Origin of the sequence: Paraburkholderia sp. MM5482-R2 (assembly GCF_050436125.1) — a bacterium.
GTDB classification, from domain to species: Bacteria; Pseudomonadota; Gammaproteobacteria; order Burkholderiales; family Burkholderiaceae; genus Paraburkholderia; species Paraburkholderia tuberum.
Window position 1 is genome coordinate 4,109,677 of record NZ_JBNDLP010000002.1, and the last position, 13,865, is coordinate 4,123,541.

General features: G+C 59.1%; 23 protein-coding genes and 1 pseudogene. All 24 read right to left on the reverse strand.

What is annotated here, in order from left to right; genetic code table 11:
• Nucleotides 1-13 precede the first annotated feature (13 nt).
• Nucleotides 14-196: a 50S ribosomal protein L30 gene (gene rpmD, locus OKW37_RS21910; RefSeq protein WP_008923335.1), complete on the reverse strand. Its 183-nt coding sequence runs from the start codon at nucleotides 194-196 to the stop codon at nucleotides 14-16.
• Between the two features lie 11 nt (nucleotides 197-207).
• Nucleotides 208-726, reverse strand: a complete 519-nt coding sequence (gene rpsE, locus OKW37_RS21915; protein ID WP_184065468.1) for a 30S ribosomal protein S5 — start codon at nucleotides 724-726, stop codon at nucleotides 208-210.
• Between the two features lie 14 nt (nucleotides 727-740).
• Nucleotides 741-1,106: a 50S ribosomal protein L18 gene (gene rplR, locus OKW37_RS21920; protein WP_134169729.1), complete on the reverse strand. Its 366-nt coding sequence runs from the start codon at nucleotides 1,104-1,106 to the stop codon at nucleotides 741-743.
• A 12-nt stretch (nucleotides 1,107-1,118) separates the two neighbouring features.
• Nucleotides 1,119-1,649, reverse strand: coding sequence for a 50S ribosomal protein L6 (rplF, locus tag OKW37_RS21925; protein ID WP_018420154.1), 531 nt, complete (start codon nucleotides 1,647-1,649; stop codon nucleotides 1,119-1,121).
• Between the two features lie 18 nt (nucleotides 1,650-1,667).
• Entirely contained in the window at nucleotides 1,668-2,063 is a 396-nt protein-coding gene (rpsH, locus tag OKW37_RS21930; protein ID WP_006052216.1) for a 30S ribosomal protein S8, read from the reverse strand.
• Nucleotides 2,064-2,077: 14 nt separating this feature from the next.
• A complete protein-coding gene (gene rpsN / locus OKW37_RS21935; RefSeq protein ID WP_090802162.1) occupies nucleotides 2,078-2,383 on the reverse strand; it encodes a 30S ribosomal protein S14 in 306 nt (101 codons plus the stop codon).
• Nucleotides 2,384-2,390: 7 nt separating this feature from the next.
• On the reverse strand, nucleotides 2,391-2,930 hold the full coding sequence (gene rplE, locus OKW37_RS21940; RefSeq protein WP_090802163.1) for a 50S ribosomal protein L5: 540 nt from the start codon (nucleotides 2,928-2,930) through the stop codon (nucleotides 2,391-2,393).
• Nucleotides 2,931-2,946: 16 nt separating this feature from the next.
• Nucleotides 2,947-3,255: a 50S ribosomal protein L24 gene (gene rplX, locus OKW37_RS21945; protein WP_184035555.1), complete on the reverse strand. Its 309-nt coding sequence runs from the start codon at nucleotides 3,253-3,255 to the stop codon at nucleotides 2,947-2,949.
• A gap of 9 nt (nucleotides 3,256-3,264) precedes the next feature.
• Nucleotides 3,265-3,633, reverse strand: coding sequence for a 50S ribosomal protein L14 (gene rplN / locus OKW37_RS21950; RefSeq protein ID WP_006998478.1), 369 nt, complete (start codon nucleotides 3,631-3,633; stop codon nucleotides 3,265-3,267).
• A 290-nt stretch (nucleotides 3,634-3,923) separates the two neighbouring features.
• Nucleotides 3,924-4,196, reverse strand: a complete 273-nt coding sequence (gene rpsQ, locus OKW37_RS21955) for a 30S ribosomal protein S17 (RefSeq protein WP_007180129.1) — start codon at nucleotides 4,194-4,196, stop codon at nucleotides 3,924-3,926.
• Nucleotides 4,193-4,387 (reverse strand): 50S ribosomal protein L29, encoded by a 195-nt coding sequence (gene rpmC, locus OKW37_RS21960; protein ID WP_007180130.1) that lies wholly within the window; start codon nucleotides 4,385-4,387, stop codon nucleotides 4,193-4,195. The genes rpsQ and rpmC overlap by 4 nt, the downstream gene beginning before the upstream one ends.
• A 10-nt stretch (nucleotides 4,388-4,397) precedes the next feature.
• Nucleotides 4,398-4,814, reverse strand: coding sequence for a 50S ribosomal protein L16 (gene rplP, locus OKW37_RS21965; protein ID WP_008923342.1), 417 nt, complete (start codon nucleotides 4,812-4,814; stop codon nucleotides 4,398-4,400).
• Nucleotides 4,815-4,816: 2 nt separating this feature from the next.
• Nucleotides 4,817-5,623 carry a 30S ribosomal protein S3 gene (rpsC, locus tag OKW37_RS21970; RefSeq protein WP_012434570.1) on the reverse strand — a complete coding sequence of 269 codons (807 nt, stop codon included), beginning with the start codon at nucleotides 5,621-5,623 and terminating at the stop codon, nucleotides 4,817-4,819.
• 11 nt (nucleotides 5,624-5,634) lie between these two features.
• A pseudogene (rplV, locus tag OKW37_RS21975) lies at nucleotides 5,635-5,965 on the reverse strand (50S ribosomal protein L22).
• Nucleotides 5,966-5,977: 12 nt separating this feature from the next.
• Nucleotides 5,978-6,253, reverse strand: a complete 276-nt coding sequence (gene rpsS, locus OKW37_RS21980; protein WP_006998484.1) for a 30S ribosomal protein S19 — start codon at nucleotides 6,251-6,253, stop codon at nucleotides 5,978-5,980.
• 10 nt (nucleotides 6,254-6,263) lie between these two features.
• Nucleotides 6,264-7,091 (reverse strand): 50S ribosomal protein L2, encoded by an 828-nt coding sequence (gene rplB, locus OKW37_RS21985; protein ID WP_184065465.1) that lies wholly within the window; start codon nucleotides 7,089-7,091, stop codon nucleotides 6,264-6,266.
• A gap of 2 nt (nucleotides 7,092-7,093) precedes the next feature.
• The gene (rplW, locus tag OKW37_RS21990; protein ID WP_008923345.1) at nucleotides 7,094-7,408 is read right to left on the reverse strand and encodes a 50S ribosomal protein L23; all 315 of its coding nucleotides are present in this window, start codon (nucleotides 7,406-7,408) and stop codon (nucleotides 7,094-7,096) included.
• The gene (gene rplD, locus OKW37_RS21995) at nucleotides 7,405-8,025 is read right to left on the reverse strand and encodes a 50S ribosomal protein L4 (protein WP_090802165.1); all 621 of its coding nucleotides are present in this window, start codon (nucleotides 8,023-8,025) and stop codon (nucleotides 7,405-7,407) included. The genes rplW and rplD overlap by 4 nt, the downstream gene beginning before the upstream one ends.
• The gene (gene rplC / locus OKW37_RS22000; RefSeq protein WP_429408099.1) at nucleotides 8,025-8,684 is read right to left on the reverse strand and encodes a 50S ribosomal protein L3; all 660 of its coding nucleotides are present in this window, start codon (nucleotides 8,682-8,684) and stop codon (nucleotides 8,025-8,027) included. Before rplC ends, rplD begins: the two co-directional genes overlap by 1 nt.
• 201 nt (nucleotides 8,685-8,885) lie before the next feature.
• The gene (gene rpsJ / locus OKW37_RS22005) at nucleotides 8,886-9,197 is read right to left on the reverse strand and encodes a 30S ribosomal protein S10 (protein ID WP_006998489.1); all 312 of its coding nucleotides are present in this window, start codon (nucleotides 9,195-9,197) and stop codon (nucleotides 8,886-8,888) included.
• Between the two features lie 127 nt (nucleotides 9,198-9,324).
• Nucleotides 9,325-10,515: an elongation factor Tu gene (gene tuf, locus OKW37_RS22010; RefSeq protein WP_090802167.1), complete on the reverse strand. Its 1,191-nt coding sequence runs from the start codon at nucleotides 10,513-10,515 to the stop codon at nucleotides 9,325-9,327.
• A 48-nt stretch (nucleotides 10,516-10,563) separates the two neighbouring features.
• Entirely contained in the window at nucleotides 10,564-12,666 is a 2,103-nt protein-coding gene (gene fusA / locus OKW37_RS22015) for an elongation factor G (protein ID WP_184065462.1), read from the reverse strand.
• Between the two features lie 131 nt (nucleotides 12,667-12,797).
• On the reverse strand, nucleotides 12,798-13,268 hold the full coding sequence (gene rpsG / locus OKW37_RS22020; protein WP_006053291.1) for a 30S ribosomal protein S7: 471 nt from the start codon (nucleotides 13,266-13,268) through the stop codon (nucleotides 12,798-12,800).
• A 181-nt stretch (nucleotides 13,269-13,449) separates the two neighbouring features.
• Nucleotides 13,450-13,830: a 30S ribosomal protein S12 gene (rpsL, locus tag OKW37_RS22025; protein WP_006053290.1), complete on the reverse strand. Its 381-nt coding sequence runs from the start codon at nucleotides 13,828-13,830 to the stop codon at nucleotides 13,450-13,452.
• Nucleotides 13,831-13,865 lie beyond the last annotated feature (35 nt).

The window sequence follows — 13,865 nt, forward strand, 5'->3', positions numbered from 1 at the left end:
CCTGGTCAGCCGCTTAGCTGATGACCTTAACGAGGTACGAAACCTTGTTGATCATGCCGCGCACAGCCGGCGTATCCTGCAACTCGCTAACCGAGTTGAGTCGGCGCAGGCCCAGGCCACGCACCGTTGCACGGTGCGATTCACGGGTGCCGATCAGGCTCTTGACGAGCTGGACCTTGACAGTTTTATCAGACATGGTGTCCACCTTTAGCCCAGAATTTCTTCGACGGACTTGCCACGCTTCGCAGCGATGTCGGCCGGCGTGGACTGCTTGCGCAGACCATCGAGCGTCGCACGAACGAGGTTGTACGGGTTCGTCGAGCCGTGGCTCTTGGCCACAACGTTCTGCACGCCCATCACGTCGAACACGGCGCGCATCGGGCCGCCTGCGATCACGCCGGTACCGTCCTTCGCCGGAGCGAGGAGGACCATCGATGCGCCGTGCTTACCGTGCACTTCGTGTTGCAAGGTACCGTTCTTCAACGGCACCTTGAACATGTTGCGGCGAGCCTGTTCCATCGCCTTCTGGACAGCGACCGGCACTTCCTTCGCCTTGCCCTTGCCCATACCGACGCGGCCATCACCGTCGCCAACCACGGTCAGTGCAGCGAAGCCGAGAATACGGCCACCCTTCACGACTTTGGTCACGCGGTTAACCGCGATCATTTTTTCACGAAGGCCGTCGTCGCGTTCGTCAGCCTGAACTTTAGCTTGCATCTTTGCCATGACGAATTCTTCCCTTAGAACTTGAGTCCGGCTTCGCGCGCCGCGTCAGCCAGCGCTTTCACGCGGCCGTGGTAACGGAAACCCGAACGGTCGAAGGCGACGGATTCGATGCCGACAGCCTTAGCCTTTTCTGCAATGCGCTTGCCGATCAGGGTTGCAGCAGCAACGTTGCCGCCCTTTCCCGATTGATCGGCCAGTTGCGCACGCACTTCGGCTTCGAGCGTCGACGCGCTAGCGAGCACCTTGGTGCCGCACGGCGAGAACACTTGCGCATAGATGTGCGTGTTCGTGCGATGCACGGCGAGACGCGCGACCTGCAGCTCAGCGATCTTGATACGCGTCTGACGAGCGCGGCGCAGGCGAGATTGAGTCTTATCCATGATTGCGCACCCTTACTTCTTCTTCGTTTCTTTGAGGATCACAACCTCATCGGCGTAACGCACGCCCTTGCCCTTGTAGGGCTCCGGCGGGCGGTAGCCGCGCACTTCTGCAGCGACTTGACCGACTTGTTGCTTGTTGATCCCCTTGATCACGATTTCGGTTTGCGACGGGGTTTCTGCCTTGACGCCAGCCGGCATCTGGTGCACCACCGGGTGCGAGAAACCCAGCGACAGGTTCAGCTTGTCGCCTTGCGCTTGTGCGCGGTAACCGACGCCGACCAGCGTCAGCTTGCGCTCGAAACCCTTCGTCACGCCGTGCACCATGTTCGCAACCAGCGCGCGCATCGTGCCCGACATCGCATTCGCCTCGCGACTTTCATCGACCGGCTCGAACTTCAGCGTGCCGCTGTCGTTCACTACCTTCACGAGGCTGTTGGCAGCCTGCGAAATCGTACCCAGCGGACCCTTGACAGTAATGCTGTCGGCGCTCAGGGCCACTTCCGCGCCTTGCAGCGCGATTGGGCTCTTACCTACTCGAGACATGTTTCTCTCCTTTCGGCCTTAAGCGACATAGCAGATGACTTCGCCGCCAACGCCCGTTGCACGTGCCTTGCGGTCCGTCATCACGCCCTTCGGCGTCGACACGATTGCCACGCCCAAGCCATTCATGACCACGGGGATGTCGTTACGGCCGCGGTACACACGCAGACCAGGCTTCGAGACGCGTTCAATGCGCTCGATGACCGGACGGCCAGCGTAATACTTCAACACGATGTTCAATTCCGACTTCGCACCTTCGGACTTCACTGCGAAATCGTCGATATAACCTTCGTCCTTCAGGACCTGCGCAATCGCAACCTTGACTTTCGACGAGGGCATAGTCACCGAAACCTTCTCGACCATCTGCGCATTGCGGATGCGAGTCAGCATATCGGCGATAGGATCACTCATGCTCATTTATGTTTCTCCTATTACCAGCTCGCCTTGGTCAGGCCAGGGATCTCGCCGCGGAACGCGATTTCGCGAATCTTGTTACGCGCCAGCCCGAATTTACGGAACGTGCCGCGCGGACGACCGGTAATTGCGCAACGGTTGCGCTTACGGGTCGGGTTAGAGTTTCGCGGCAGTTGCTGCAGTTCCAGGCGTGCTGCGTAATGCTCTTCTTCCGACTTGCTCGTATCGCCAATGATTGCCTTCAATGCTGCACGCTTGGGAGCGTACTTGGCGGCGAGGCGAGCACGCTTCTTTTCACGTTCGATCAGTGCCAGTTTAGCCACGGTAACCTCAGTTTCTGAACGGGAACTTGAAGCTGGCGAGCAGAGCCTTTGCTTCGTCGTCAGTCTTCGCAGTCGTCGTGATGCTGATGTTCAGCCCACGCAGTGCGTCGATCTTGTCGTAGTCGATTTCGGGGAAAATGATCTGCTCTTTCACACCGACGTTGTAGTTGCCGCGACCATCGAACGCCTTGCCCGACACGCCACGGAAGTCGCGCACACGGGGGAGCGCAACCGTCACGAAACGGTCCAGGAATTCGTACATTGCCTGGCCACGCAGCGTGACCATTGCACCGATCGGATAGCCCTGACGGATCTTGAAGCCAGCGATTGCCTTGCGTGCCTTCGTGATCACCGGCTTCTGGCCCGCGATCTTCGTCAGATCGCCAACGGCGTTTTCGATGATCTTCTTGTCAGCAACGGCTTCGCCAAGGCCCATGTTCAGGGTGATCTTGGTGATGCGCGGCACTTCCATCACGGACTTGTAACCGAACTTCTCGATGAGGCCGGGTACAACCTTCTCTTTGTAAAACTCTTGCAAACGAGCCATTTTTTACTCCGCAGCGTCAGGCGCTCAGTACGGCACCGGTCGTCTTCAGGAAACGGACCTTCTTGCCCCCTTCGACCTTGATGCCTACACGCGATGGCTTGCCATTCGCGTCCACCAATGCGACGTTCGAAATTTGCAGCGGCATCGTCTTGGCTTCCACGCCGCCCGTCGTACCCTTCATCGGGTTCGGCTTGACGTGCTTCTTGACGAGGTTGATGCCCTCGACAGTCACGGTCTCGCCGTGAACGGCCAGCACCACGCCACGCTTGCCCTTATCTTTGCCGGTGATGACGATAACTTCGTCACTCTTGCGAATCTTGTTCATCGCGACTCCTTACAGCACTTCAGGCGCCAGCGAAACGATCTTCATGAATCGTTCGCTACGCAACTCGCGCGTGACAGGCCCAAAAATACGGGTACCGATCGGTTCGAGCTTGGTGTTGAGCAACACAGCCGCGTTGCCGTCGAACTTGATCAGCGAGCCGTCCTGACGACGCACGCCCTTGGCGGTGCGAACCACCACGGCGTTGTAGATTTCGCCTTTCTTCACGCGCCCGCGCGGCGTTGCCTCTTTGACAGTCACCTTGATGATGTCGCCAATGCTGGCATAACGACGCTTCGAGCCGCCGAGCACCTTGATGCACATGACTTCACGTGCACCCGTGTTGTCGGCCACTTCAAGCCGAGTTTCGGTCTGGATCATGGTTTATCTTTCCCAACTTAATCCGGTCACGCCACCATGGCGCTTCCCGGTCAGTCTTGGTCCCGTCAGCCGATCGGCTGCTTGGGTTAGAACAGCAGCGACGGCAAACGAAACCCGCCATCGCAATCCGGTGAATCCTTCGGTCTGGGCTGGCGCCCGAACCGCTTCCCCCACCAACTTCGCCCGCGACGGGGCTCCCACAAAGAGGGAAGACCGAAATTATATCAAATAATCTCGGTCTTGCAAGCGAAACTTACTGCGATTTCAACTACTTCTACAGCTTTGCGACATTAGATGACGCGAGCAGCCTCGACCAGGCGAGCCACAACCCAAGCCTTCGTCTTCGAAATCGGACGAGTTTCCTGGATTTCAACGAGGTCACCCTCGTTGTAGGTGTTCGCGTCGTCATGCGCGTGGTACTTCTTCGACCGCACGACGTACTTGCCGTAGATCGGGTGCTTCACGCGGTGCTCGACCAGCACGGTAACCGTCTTGTCCATCTTGTTGCTGACGACCTTGCCGACCAGCGTCCGCTTGAGCGAGGTTTTTACGCTATCGTTCATTTCTGGTTCGCCTTCTCAGTCAGGACGGTCCGCACACGCGCGATGTCGCGACGGACCTTCTTCAGCTGGCTCGTGTTCGTGAGCTGCTGGGTCGCGAGTTGCATGCGCAGGCCGAATTGCGCCTTCAACAGGTCCGACAGCTCCTTGTTGAGCGCGGCCTGATCTTTCTGGTGAAGTTCGGAAGCCTTCATCATTTGCTCCTTAGGCGCCGAGCTGACGCACGATAAACGTCGTCTTCAGCGGCAGCTTCGCTGCAGCCAGACGGAACGCTTCGCGCGCCAGTTCTTCGGTTACGCCGTCCATTTCGTACAGCATCTTGCCCGGTTGAATCTCAGCGACGTAGTACTCCGGGTTACCCTTACCGTTACCCATACGCACTTCCGCCGGCTTGGTCGAGATCGGCTTGTCCGGGAAGATCCGGATCCAGATGCGGCCACCGCGCTTGATGTGACGCGTCATTGCACGACGCGCCGCTTCAATCTGGCGCGCGGTCAGACGGCCACGACCGACAGCCTTCAGGCCGAACTCACCGAACGACACCGCGTTGCCGCGGGTAGCAACGCCGGTGTTACGACCTTTCTGCTCTTTGCGATACTTTCTGCGTTTCGGTTGCAGCATCGTTATTCTCCAGTCTTCCCGTCGCCGCCGGCACCGCCAGCACGTCGGGGAGCGCCACGGCGTGCACCTGCCGGGCCACCACCTTCGCCATCACGACGCGGACGGCGATCGCCACCCGGACGTGCATTGCGGCGCGGACGCTTTTCTTCGGCGACTTCTTCGACCACCGGTGCGTCGTTGCGGCCGAGCGTGTCGCCCTTGTAGACCCACACCTTCACGCCGATGATGCCGTACGTCGTCTTTGCTTCCGACGTTGCGTAGTCGATATCCGCACGCAGCGTATGAAGCGGCACGCGACCTTCGCGATACCATTCCGTACGGGCGATTTCGATACCGTTCAGACGGCCAGCGCTCATGATCTTGATGCCTTGAGCACCCAGACGCATCGCGTTCTGCATCGCACGCTTCATCGCGCGGCGGAACATGATCCGGCGCTCGAGCTGTTGCGTGATCGAATCAGCGATCAGTTGCGCGTCCGTTTCCGGCTTGCGGATTTCTTCGATGTTGACGTGAACCGGAACGCCCATGCGCTTTTGCAGCTCGGACTTCAGCAGTTCGATGTCTTCACCCTTCTTGCCGATCACGACACCCGGACGCGAGCTGAAAATCGTGATACGCGCGTTCTTTGCAGGACGCTCGATCACAACGCGGCCGACGGACGCGTTCTTCAGCTTCTTCTTCAGGTATTCACGAACACCGATGTCTTCCTGCAACATCGCCGCGAAATTGTTGTTGTTCGCGTACCAACGCGAAGCCCAATTGCGGCTGACGGCCAAACGGAAGCCAGTCGGATGAATTTTCTGTCCCATCGTATGACCCCTTAATTCCCGACCGTCACAGTGATGTGACAGGATTGCTTCTCGATGCGGTTACCGCGGCCTTTAGCGCGCGCGGTGAAACGCTTCAGCGATGCTGCCTTGTCGACGTAGATGCTCTTGATCTTGAGCTCGTCGATATCGGCGCCTTCATTGTGCTCCGCATTCGCGATCGCCGACAGCACGACCTTTTTCACGATCCCCCGCAGCCTTCTTCGGCGAGAACGTCAGAACGTTCAGCGCCTTGTCGACCGGCAAACCGCGGATCTGGTCAGCCACAAGGCGCGTTTTCTGCGCCGAGATGCGGGCACCGCGATGAATTGCTTTCACTTCCATCTTGATTGCCCCTTATTTCTTGGCCTTCTTGTCGGCCGCGTGTCCCTTGAACGTACGGGTCAGTGCGAACTCGCCAAGCTTGTGGCCGACCATGTTTTCCGTGACATACACCGGAACGTGTTGACGGCCGTTGTGAACGGCGATCGTCAGGCCGATGAAGTCCGGCAGGATCGTCGAGCGACGCGACCAGGTCTTGATCGGTTTCTTGTCACGCGATGCTGCAGCCGCCTCAACCTTCTTCAGCAAATGGGCGTCGCAGAACGGACCTTTCTTAATAGAACGTGCCATTGCCTACTCCTTAACGCTTGTGACGGCGCTGGACGATCATGCTCGTCGTGCGCTTGTTGCTGCGGGTGCGATAGCCCTTCGTCGGCGTGCCCCACGGGCTCACCGGATCGCGGCCTGCCGCAGTCTTGCCCTCGCCACCACCGTGCGGGTGGTCGACCGGGTTCATTGCAACGCCACGCACCGTCGGGCGGATACCGCGCCAGCGGTTCGCACCAGCCTTACCGATTTGACGGAGGCTATGCTCTTCGTTGCCTACTTCACCGATCGTTGCGCGGCATTCAACGTGAACGCGGCGGATTTCGCCCGAACGCAGACGAACCTGCGCGTAGATGCCTTCGCGAGCCAGCAGCATCGCCGACGTACCCGCCGAACGCGCCATTTGCGCGCCCTTGCCCGGCAGCATTTCGATGCAGTGAATCGTCGTACCGACCGGGATGTTGCGGATCGGCAGCGTGTTACCTGCGCGGATCGGCGCCTCCGAACCCGACATCAGCTGTTGACCGACGGCAATACCCTTCGGAGCGATGATGTAGCGGCGCTCGCCGTCTGCGTACAGAACCAGCGCGATGTTCGCGCTACGGTTCGGGTCGTACTCGAGACGCTCGACCTTTGCGGGAATACCATCCTTCGTGCGACGGAAGTCGACGACACGATAGTGATGCTTGTGACCACCACCCTTGTGACGCGTGGTGATGTGACCGTTGTTGTTACGGCCGGCGGTCGACGACTGCGTGTCGAGCAGCGCTGCGAACGGCTTGCCCTTGTGCAGTTCCTTGTTGACCACCTTGACCATCGCGCGGCGACCCGGCGAAGTCGGCTTAACTTTCACGATTGCCATGATTACTTGGCCTCCGCTTCAAAGTTGATTTCCTGGCCGGGCTTCAGGCAGACGTACGCCTTCTTCACGTCCTTGCGCTTGCCCATGAAGCGACCAAAGCGCTTGGCTTTGCCCTTCGCGACCAGCACGTTGACGGAATCGACTTCCACCTTGAACAGCAGCTCGACTGCAGCTTTCACTTCCTGCTTCGTGGCATCCGGCGCGACTTCGAACACAACCTGTTCGTTCTTGTCGGCCACCAGCGTCGCCTTTTCGGAGACCACCGGCGCGAGCAGGACCTGCATCAAACGATGATCGTTCTTGCGAATCTCGCTCATGACAGCAACTCCTCGATCTGGGCGACCGCAGCCTTCGTGATCAGGATCTTCTTGAAGTAGATCAGCGACAGCGGGTCGGCGTAACGCGGCTCCACAACCGCCACGTGGGCGAGGTTGCGCGACGCGAGGTACAGGTTTTCGTCAACCGTGTCGGTAATCACCAGCACGGAATCGAGACCCATCGCCTTGAATTTTTCGGCCAGCAGCTTCGTCTTCGGCGCTTCGAGCGTCAACTCATCGACCACCGAGATGCGGCCTTCGCGGGCCAGCTGCGAGAAGATCGAGCAGAGACCTGCACGATGCATCTTCTTGTTGACCTTGTGCGAAAAGTTTTCTTCCGGCGAATTCGGGAAAATACGGCCACCGCCGCGCCACAGCGGGCTCGACGACATACCGGCACGGGCGCGGCCCGTACCCTTCTGGCGCCACGGCTTCTTGGTCGTGTGTTTAACCTGCTCACGATCCTTCTGCGCGCGGTTGCCGCTACGGGCATTCGCCTGGTACGCAACCACCACCTGGTGAATCAGGGCTTCGTTGTAGTCGCGGCCGAACACGACGTCCGACGCGCTAACGCCTGCACTTTCCTGACCATTGGCATTCAGGAGCTTAAGTTCCATTATTTCGCTCCTTTCACGGCACGCGTCTTCACGGCCGGCGTAACGAATACCTTGCCACCCTTCGCACCCGGAACGGCGCCCTTGACCAGCAGCAACTTGCGGTCAGCATCGATACGAGCGATTTCGAGGTTTTGCACCGTTACCTTCTCATCACCCATGTGACCGGTCATGCGCTTACCCGGGAAAACACGACCCGGATCCTGCGCCATACCGATCGAGCCCGGCACATTGTGCGAGCGCGAGTTACCGTGTGATGCACGGCCAGACGAGAAGTTATAACGCTTGATGGTACCGGCGTAGCCTTTACCGATCGACACGCCTTGCACGTCGACCTTCTGGCCCACTTCGAACAGCTCGGGACCAACCACGGCGCCGCTCGACAGTTCGGCAGCCTTAGCGGCATCGATCTGGAATTCTTTGAGGATTTCACCGGCTTGAACACCGGCTTTGGCGAGATGACCTGCCAACGGCTTCGTCACGCGGGATGCACGGCGCATACCGAAGGCAACCTGCACGGCCGTGTAGCCGTCGGTTTCAACAGTCTTGATCTGCGTCACGCGGTTGTCGGACACGTCCAGCACGGTGACGGGAATTGAATCCCCTTCAGCCGTGAAGATACGGGTCATACCAACCTTGCGACCTACGAGTCCAAGGCTCATCGTTTTCTCCATTCCCGACTGCGATTGGTCGGGGCTAATTTACAAAATGCCGGCACCGCTTCGGGCATGAAACCATGCTGCAGGACGCCGACTTTTTTACGCAAATGCGCGAAAAGCTCAACAGTATAGCGAGCCTTTTCGTTTTCCGCAAGCAATCAATGACTTAGCGTTGCCCGGGTGGCCGGGCAAGGGCTGGAAGCCTTACTGCAGCTTGATTTCAACGTCCACGCCAGCCGGGAGATCCAGCTTCATGAGCGCGTCGACGGTCTTGTCCGTCGGATCAACGATGTCCATCAGACGTTGGTGGGTGCGGATTTCGAGCTGGTCACGCGAGGTCTTGTTGACGTGCGGCGAACGCAGGATATCGAAGCGTTGAATGCGGGTCGGCAGGGGTACGGGACCACGAACAATCGCGCCAGTCCGCTTTGCCGTATCGACGATTTCAGCTGCCGATTGGTCGATCAGGCGATAGTCGAAAGCCTTCAGGCGAATGCGGATTTTCTGGTTCTGCATGACAAATTCCTTGAAAAGAGCGAGGCGATATTGCACCGCCGATTAGAAAAAGAACGTAGGCTCGGACGCTCGCGCAGAGCGAGTGCCCGAGCCCGGGCGCTACAGACTGCTACAGCAATCGTCGATGTTACTCGATGATCTTGGCGACGACACCAGCGCCGACCGTACGGCCACCTTCGCGAATTGCGAAGCGCAGACCTTCTTCCATCGCGATCGGGTTGATCAGTTTCACCGTGATCGACACGTTGTCGCCCGGCATCACCATTTCCTTGTCCTTCGGCAGCTCGATCGAGCCCGTCACGTCCGTCGTACGGAAGTAGAACTGCGGACGGTAGTTGTTGAAGAACGGCGTGTGACGGCCGCCTTCGTCCTTGCTCAGCACGTACACTTCAGCCGTGAAGTGCGTGTGCGGGTTGATCGAACCCGGCTTGGCCAGAACCTGGCCACGCTCCACGTCTTCACGCTTCGTGCCGCGCAGCAGGATACCAACGTTGTCGCCTGCCTGACCCTGGTCGAGCAGCTTGCGGAACATTTCCACGCCCGTGCAGGTCGTCTTGGCCGTTGCGCGGATACCGACGATCTCGATTTCCTCGCCAACCTTGATCACGCCGCGCTCGACGCGACCCGTCACCACCGTGCCGCGACCCGAGATCGAGAACACGTCTTCCACCGGCATCAGGAACGCACCGTCAACCGCGCGCTCCGGCGTCGGGATGTACGTGTCCAGCGCATCGGCCAGGTTCATGATCGCTACCTCGCCCAGCTCGCCCTTGTCGCCTTCCAGCGCCAGCTTGGCCGAACCCTTGATGATCGGCGTCTCATCGCCCGGGAAGTCGTACTTCGACAGAAGTTCGCGAACTTCCATCTCGACGAGTTCCAGCAGCTCGGCGTCGTCCACCATGTCGCACTTGTTCAGGAACACGATGATGTACGGAACGCCAACCTGACGCGCCAGCAGGATGTGCTCACGCGTTTGCGGCATCGGGCCGTCGGCAGCCGAGCACACCAGGATTGCGCCGTCCATCTGCGCCGCGCCCGTGATCATGTTCTTCACGTAGTCTGCGTGGCCCGGGCAGTCGACGTGTGCGTAGTGGCGGTTAGCCGTTTCGTACTCGACGTGCGCGGTGTTGATGGTAATGCCACGCGCCTTTTCTTCCGGCGCCGCGTCGATCTGGTCGTACGCCTTCGCTTCGCCGCCAAACTTCTGCGTCAGGACCGTCGTGATCGCTGCCGTCAGCGTGGTCTTGCCGTGGTCAACGTGACCGATCGTGCCCACGTTCACGTGCGGCTTGGTCCGCTCGAATTTACCTTTAGCCATGTTTCTCTTCTTTCAGAAAGTTAATCGTTGAATGACTTTGCCGCGCGATTACTTCGACTTCGCGTTGATGATCGCTTCCGACACGTTACGCGGAGCTTCAGCGTAGTGCTTGAACTCCATCGTGTACGTTGCACGGCCTTGCGTCAGCGAACGCAGAGACGTCGAGTAGCCGAACATTTCCGACAGCGGCACTTCGGCGCGAACGATCTTGCCGCCGCCAACCATGTCATCCATGCCCTGAACAATACCGCGACGGCCAGAGAGGTCACCCATCACGTTGCCCATGTAGTCTTCCGGCGTTTCGACTTCGACAGCCATCATCGGTTCGAGGATGACCGGCTGTGCCTTGCGCATCGCTTCCTTGAACGCCATCGAACCGGCCATGCGGAACGCGTTTTCGTTCGAGTCGACATCGTGGTAGGAACCGAACGTCAGGTGAACCTTCACGTCCACGACCGGGAAGCCCGCCAGCACGCCGGCCTTCAGCGTTTCCTGGATACCCTTGTCGACTGCCGGGATGTATTCACGCGGAATCACACCGCCCTTGATCTCGTCCAGGAACTCGTAGCCCTTGCCTTGCTCGTTCGGCTCGAGCGTGATGACCGCGTGACCGTACTGGCCGCGACCACCCGACTGCTTGACGAACTTGCCGTCAACGTCTTCCGCCTTGCCGCGAATCGTTTCGCGGTAAGCCACCTGCGGCTTGCCAACCGTTGCTTCGACGCCGAACTCACGCTTCATCCGGTCGACCAGAATTTCCAGGTGGAGCTCGCCCATGCCCGAAATAATGGTTTGACCCGATTCTTCGTCCGTTTGAACGCGGAACGACGGATCTTCCTGCGCCAGACGGTTCAGGGCCAGACCCATCTTTTCCTGGTCCGGCTTCGTCTTCGGCTCAACAGCCTGCGAAATCACGGGTTCCGGGAAAACCATGCGCTCGAGCACGATCGGGCTCGTCGGATCGCACAGCGTGTCGCCCGTGGTCGCGTCCTTCAGGCCGACCGCAGCGGCGATGTCGCCTGCGCGCACTTCCTTGATTTCTTCGCGCTGGTTCGCGTGCATCTGCAGAATACGGCCCAGACGTTCCTTCTTGTCCTTGGTCGCGTTCAGCAGGGTGTCGCCCGAATTCACAACGCCTGAGTAGACACGGAAGAAGATCAGTTGGCCGACGAACGGGTCGGTCATGATCTTGAATGCCAGTGCCGAGAACTTTTCGTCGTCAGCAGCGCGGCGCTCACCCTTTTCACCGTTTTCCAGCTCGCCGGTAACCGGCGGGATGTCGACCGGCGACGGCAGGAAGTCGAGCACGGCGTCCAGCATGCGCTGCACCCCCTTGTTCTTGAACGCGGTGCCGCACAGCATCGGCTGGATTTCGCAGGCGATCGTACGGTCGCGCAGACCCTTGATGATTTCCTCTTCGGTCAGCTCACCCGACTCGAGGTACTTGTTCATCATGTCTTCGTTCGCTTCCGCCGCGGCTTCGACCATCTTTTCACGCCATTCGTTGCATGTGTCGACGAGCTCTGCCGGGATGTCTTCGTACGAGAACTTGGTGCCTTGGGACGCGTCGTCCCAAATGATCGCCTTCATCTTCATCAGATCGACGACGCCCGTGAAGTTCTCTTCCGCGCCGATAGGCACGACGACCGGAACCGGGTTCGCCTTCAGACGCAGCTTGAGCTGGTCGTAGACCTTGAAGAAGTTCGCGCCGGTACGGTCCATCTTGTTGATAAACGCGAGACGGGGAACCTTGTACTTGTTAGCCTGACGCCACACGGTTTCCGACTGGGGCTGCACGCCGCCCACAGCGCAGTACACCATGCACGCGCCGTCGAGCACGCGCATCGAGCGCTCGACTTCAATCGTGAAGTCGACGTGACCCGGGGTGTCGATGATGTTGATGCGGTGTTCGGCGCGGTCGCCCGCCATGCCCTTCCAGAACGCCGTGGTAGCAGCGGAAGTAATCGTGATGCCGCGCTCCTGTTCCTGCTCCATCCAGTCCATGGTGGCAGCGCCGTCGTGAACTTCACCAATCTTGTGGTTCACGCCCGTGTAGAACAGAATGCGCTCGGTCGTCGTCGTTTTGCCGGCGTCGATGTGAGCGCTAATACCGATGTTACGGTAGCGCTCGATAGGAGTCTTGCGAGCCACTTTGATCCTCTATTGGGATGACGCGATGCGAGAGATGCCCATCGCGCTGTAACACAAACGGGCGAGGCGCCTTTGAAGCGCACCCGCCCGGAATTTCTTTCCGTTTTCCGCTAAACCCGGGGTGGGGAAGCTTAGAAACGGAAGTGCGAGAACGCCTTGTTGGCTTCTGCCATCCGGTGAACTTCGTCGCGCTTCTTCATCGCGCCGCCACGGCCTTCGGCCGCTTCGGAGAGCTCACCTGCCAGACGCAGGGCCATCGACTTCTCGCTGCGCTTCTTCGCGGCTTCACGCAGCCAACGCATCGCCAATGCCATACGACGCGACGGGCGCACTTCGACCGGAACCTGATAGTTCGCACCACCAACGCGGCGGCTCTTCACTTCGACCACCGGCTTGACGTTGTTGAGCGCCACCGTGAACACTTCCAGCGGGTCCTTGCCACCCTTGGTCTGGATCTGTTCGAAAGCGCCGTACACGATACGCTCGGCAACCGACTTCTTGCCGGAGAGCATCAGCACGTTCATGAATTTTGCTACATCAACGTTGCCAAACTTCGGATCCGGCAACACTTCCCGCTTGGGGACTTCGCGACGACGCGGCATGTTTCTTCCTTTACTTTTCAGTTGGAGCTGTTTACAGCCCCGCGGCCACCAACTAACCCGATTCATCCGTAAGACTAACCAGCCTGGTCGGGTGACCACTTACTCGATAGCACCGGCGATTCCGGCACCATCGCTATTACCGCCTTTGCAGGCGACCTGAAACTACGATCGACCGGCTAAATTACTTGCCAGCCTTGGCACGCTTCGCACCGTACTTCGAGCGAGCCTGCTTACGATCCTTGACGCCCTGGGTATCCAGCGAGCCGCGAACCATGTGGTAACGCACACCCGGCAAGTCCTTCACACGGCCGCCGCGAATCAGCACGACCGAGTGTTCCTGCAGGTTGTGGCCTTCGCCACCAATGTACGAAATGACTTCGAAGCCGTTCGTCAGACGAACCTTGGCGACCTTACGGAGTGCCGAGTTCGGCTTCTTCGGTGTCGTGGTGTACACACGGGTGCACACGCCGCGACGCTGGGGGCAGTCCTGCAAAGCCGGGCTCTTGCTCTTCGTCGTTTCCGACGTGCGGCCTTTGCGAACCAGTTGATTGATGGTTGGCATTGATTATTCCTGAAATTGAACAAAATCGACGCATC

What these genes read in the sequence shown, in the direction of transcription:
- rpmD (WP_008923335.1), bottom strand. Translation starts at nt 196, where the DNA reads ATGTCTGATAAAACTGTCAAGGTCCAGCTCGTCAAGAGCCTGATCGGC.
- rpsE (WP_184065468.1), bottom strand. Translation starts at nt 726, where the DNA reads ATGGCAAAGATGCAAGCTAAAGTTCAGGCTGACGAACGCGACGACGGC.
- rplR (WP_134169729.1), bottom strand. Translation starts at nt 1,106, where the DNA reads ATGGATAAGACTCAATCTCGCCTGCGCCGCGCTCGTCAGACGCGTATC.
- rplF (WP_018420154.1), bottom strand. Translation starts at nt 1,649, where the DNA reads ATGTCTCGAGTAGGTAAGAGCCCAATCGCGCTGCAAGGCGCGGAAGTG.
- rpsH (WP_006052216.1), bottom strand. Translation starts at nt 2,063, where the DNA reads ATGAGCATGAGTGATCCTATCGCCGATATGCTGACTCGCATCCGCAAT.
- rplE (WP_090802163.1), bottom strand. Translation starts at nt 2,930, where the DNA reads ATGGCTCGTTTGCAAGAGTTTTACAAAGAGAAGGTTGTACCCGGCCTC.
- rplX (WP_184035555.1), bottom strand. Translation starts at nt 3,255, where the DNA reads ATGAACAAGATTCGCAAGAGTGACGAAGTTATCGTCATCACCGGCAAA.
- rplN (WP_006998478.1), bottom strand. Translation starts at nt 3,633, where the DNA reads ATGATCCAGACCGAAACTCGGCTTGAAGTGGCCGACAACACGGGTGCA.
- rpsQ (WP_007180129.1), bottom strand. Translation starts at nt 4,196, where the DNA reads ATGAACGATAGCGTAAAAACCTCGCTCAAGCGGACGCTGGTCGGCAAG.
- rpmC (WP_007180130.1), bottom strand. Translation starts at nt 4,387, where the DNA reads ATGAAGGCTTCCGAACTTCACCAGAAAGATCAGGCCGCGCTCAACAAG.
- rplP (WP_008923342.1), bottom strand. Translation starts at nt 4,814, where the DNA reads ATGCTGCAACCGAAACGCAGAAAGTATCGCAAAGAGCAGAAAGGTCGT.
- rpsC (WP_012434570.1), bottom strand. Translation starts at nt 5,623, where the DNA reads ATGGGACAGAAAATTCATCCGACTGGCTTCCGTTTGGCCGTCAGCCGC.
- rpsS (WP_006998484.1), bottom strand. Translation starts at nt 6,253, where the DNA reads ATGGCACGTTCTATTAAGAAAGGTCCGTTCTGCGACGCCCATTTGCTG.
- rplB (WP_184065465.1), bottom strand. Translation starts at nt 7,091, where the DNA reads ATGGCAATCGTGAAAGTTAAGCCGACTTCGCCGGGTCGCCGCGCGATG.
- rplW (WP_008923345.1), bottom strand. Translation starts at nt 7,408, where the DNA reads ATGAGCGAGATTCGCAAGAACGATCATCGTTTGATGCAGGTCCTGCTC.
- rplD (WP_090802165.1), bottom strand. Translation starts at nt 8,025, where the DNA reads ATGGAACTTAAGCTCCTGAATGCCAATGGTCAGGAAAGTGCAGGCGTT.
- rplC (WP_429408099.1), bottom strand. Translation starts at nt 8,684, where the DNA reads ATGAGCCTTGGACTCGTAGGTCGCAAGGTTGGTATGACCCGTATCTTC.
- rpsJ (WP_006998489.1), bottom strand. Translation starts at nt 9,197, where the DNA reads ATGCAGAACCAGAAAATCCGCATTCGCCTGAAGGCTTTCGACTATCGC.
- tuf (WP_090802167.1), bottom strand. Translation starts at nt 10,515, where the DNA reads ATGGCTAAAGGTAAATTCGAGCGGACCAAGCCGCACGTGAACGTGGGC.
- rpsG (WP_006053291.1), bottom strand. Translation starts at nt 13,268, where the DNA reads ATGCCGCGTCGTCGCGAAGTCCCCAAGCGGGAAGTGTTGCCGGATCCG.
- rpsL (WP_006053290.1), bottom strand. Translation starts at nt 13,830, where the DNA reads ATGCCAACCATCAATCAACTGGTTCGCAAAGGCCGCACGTCGGAAACG.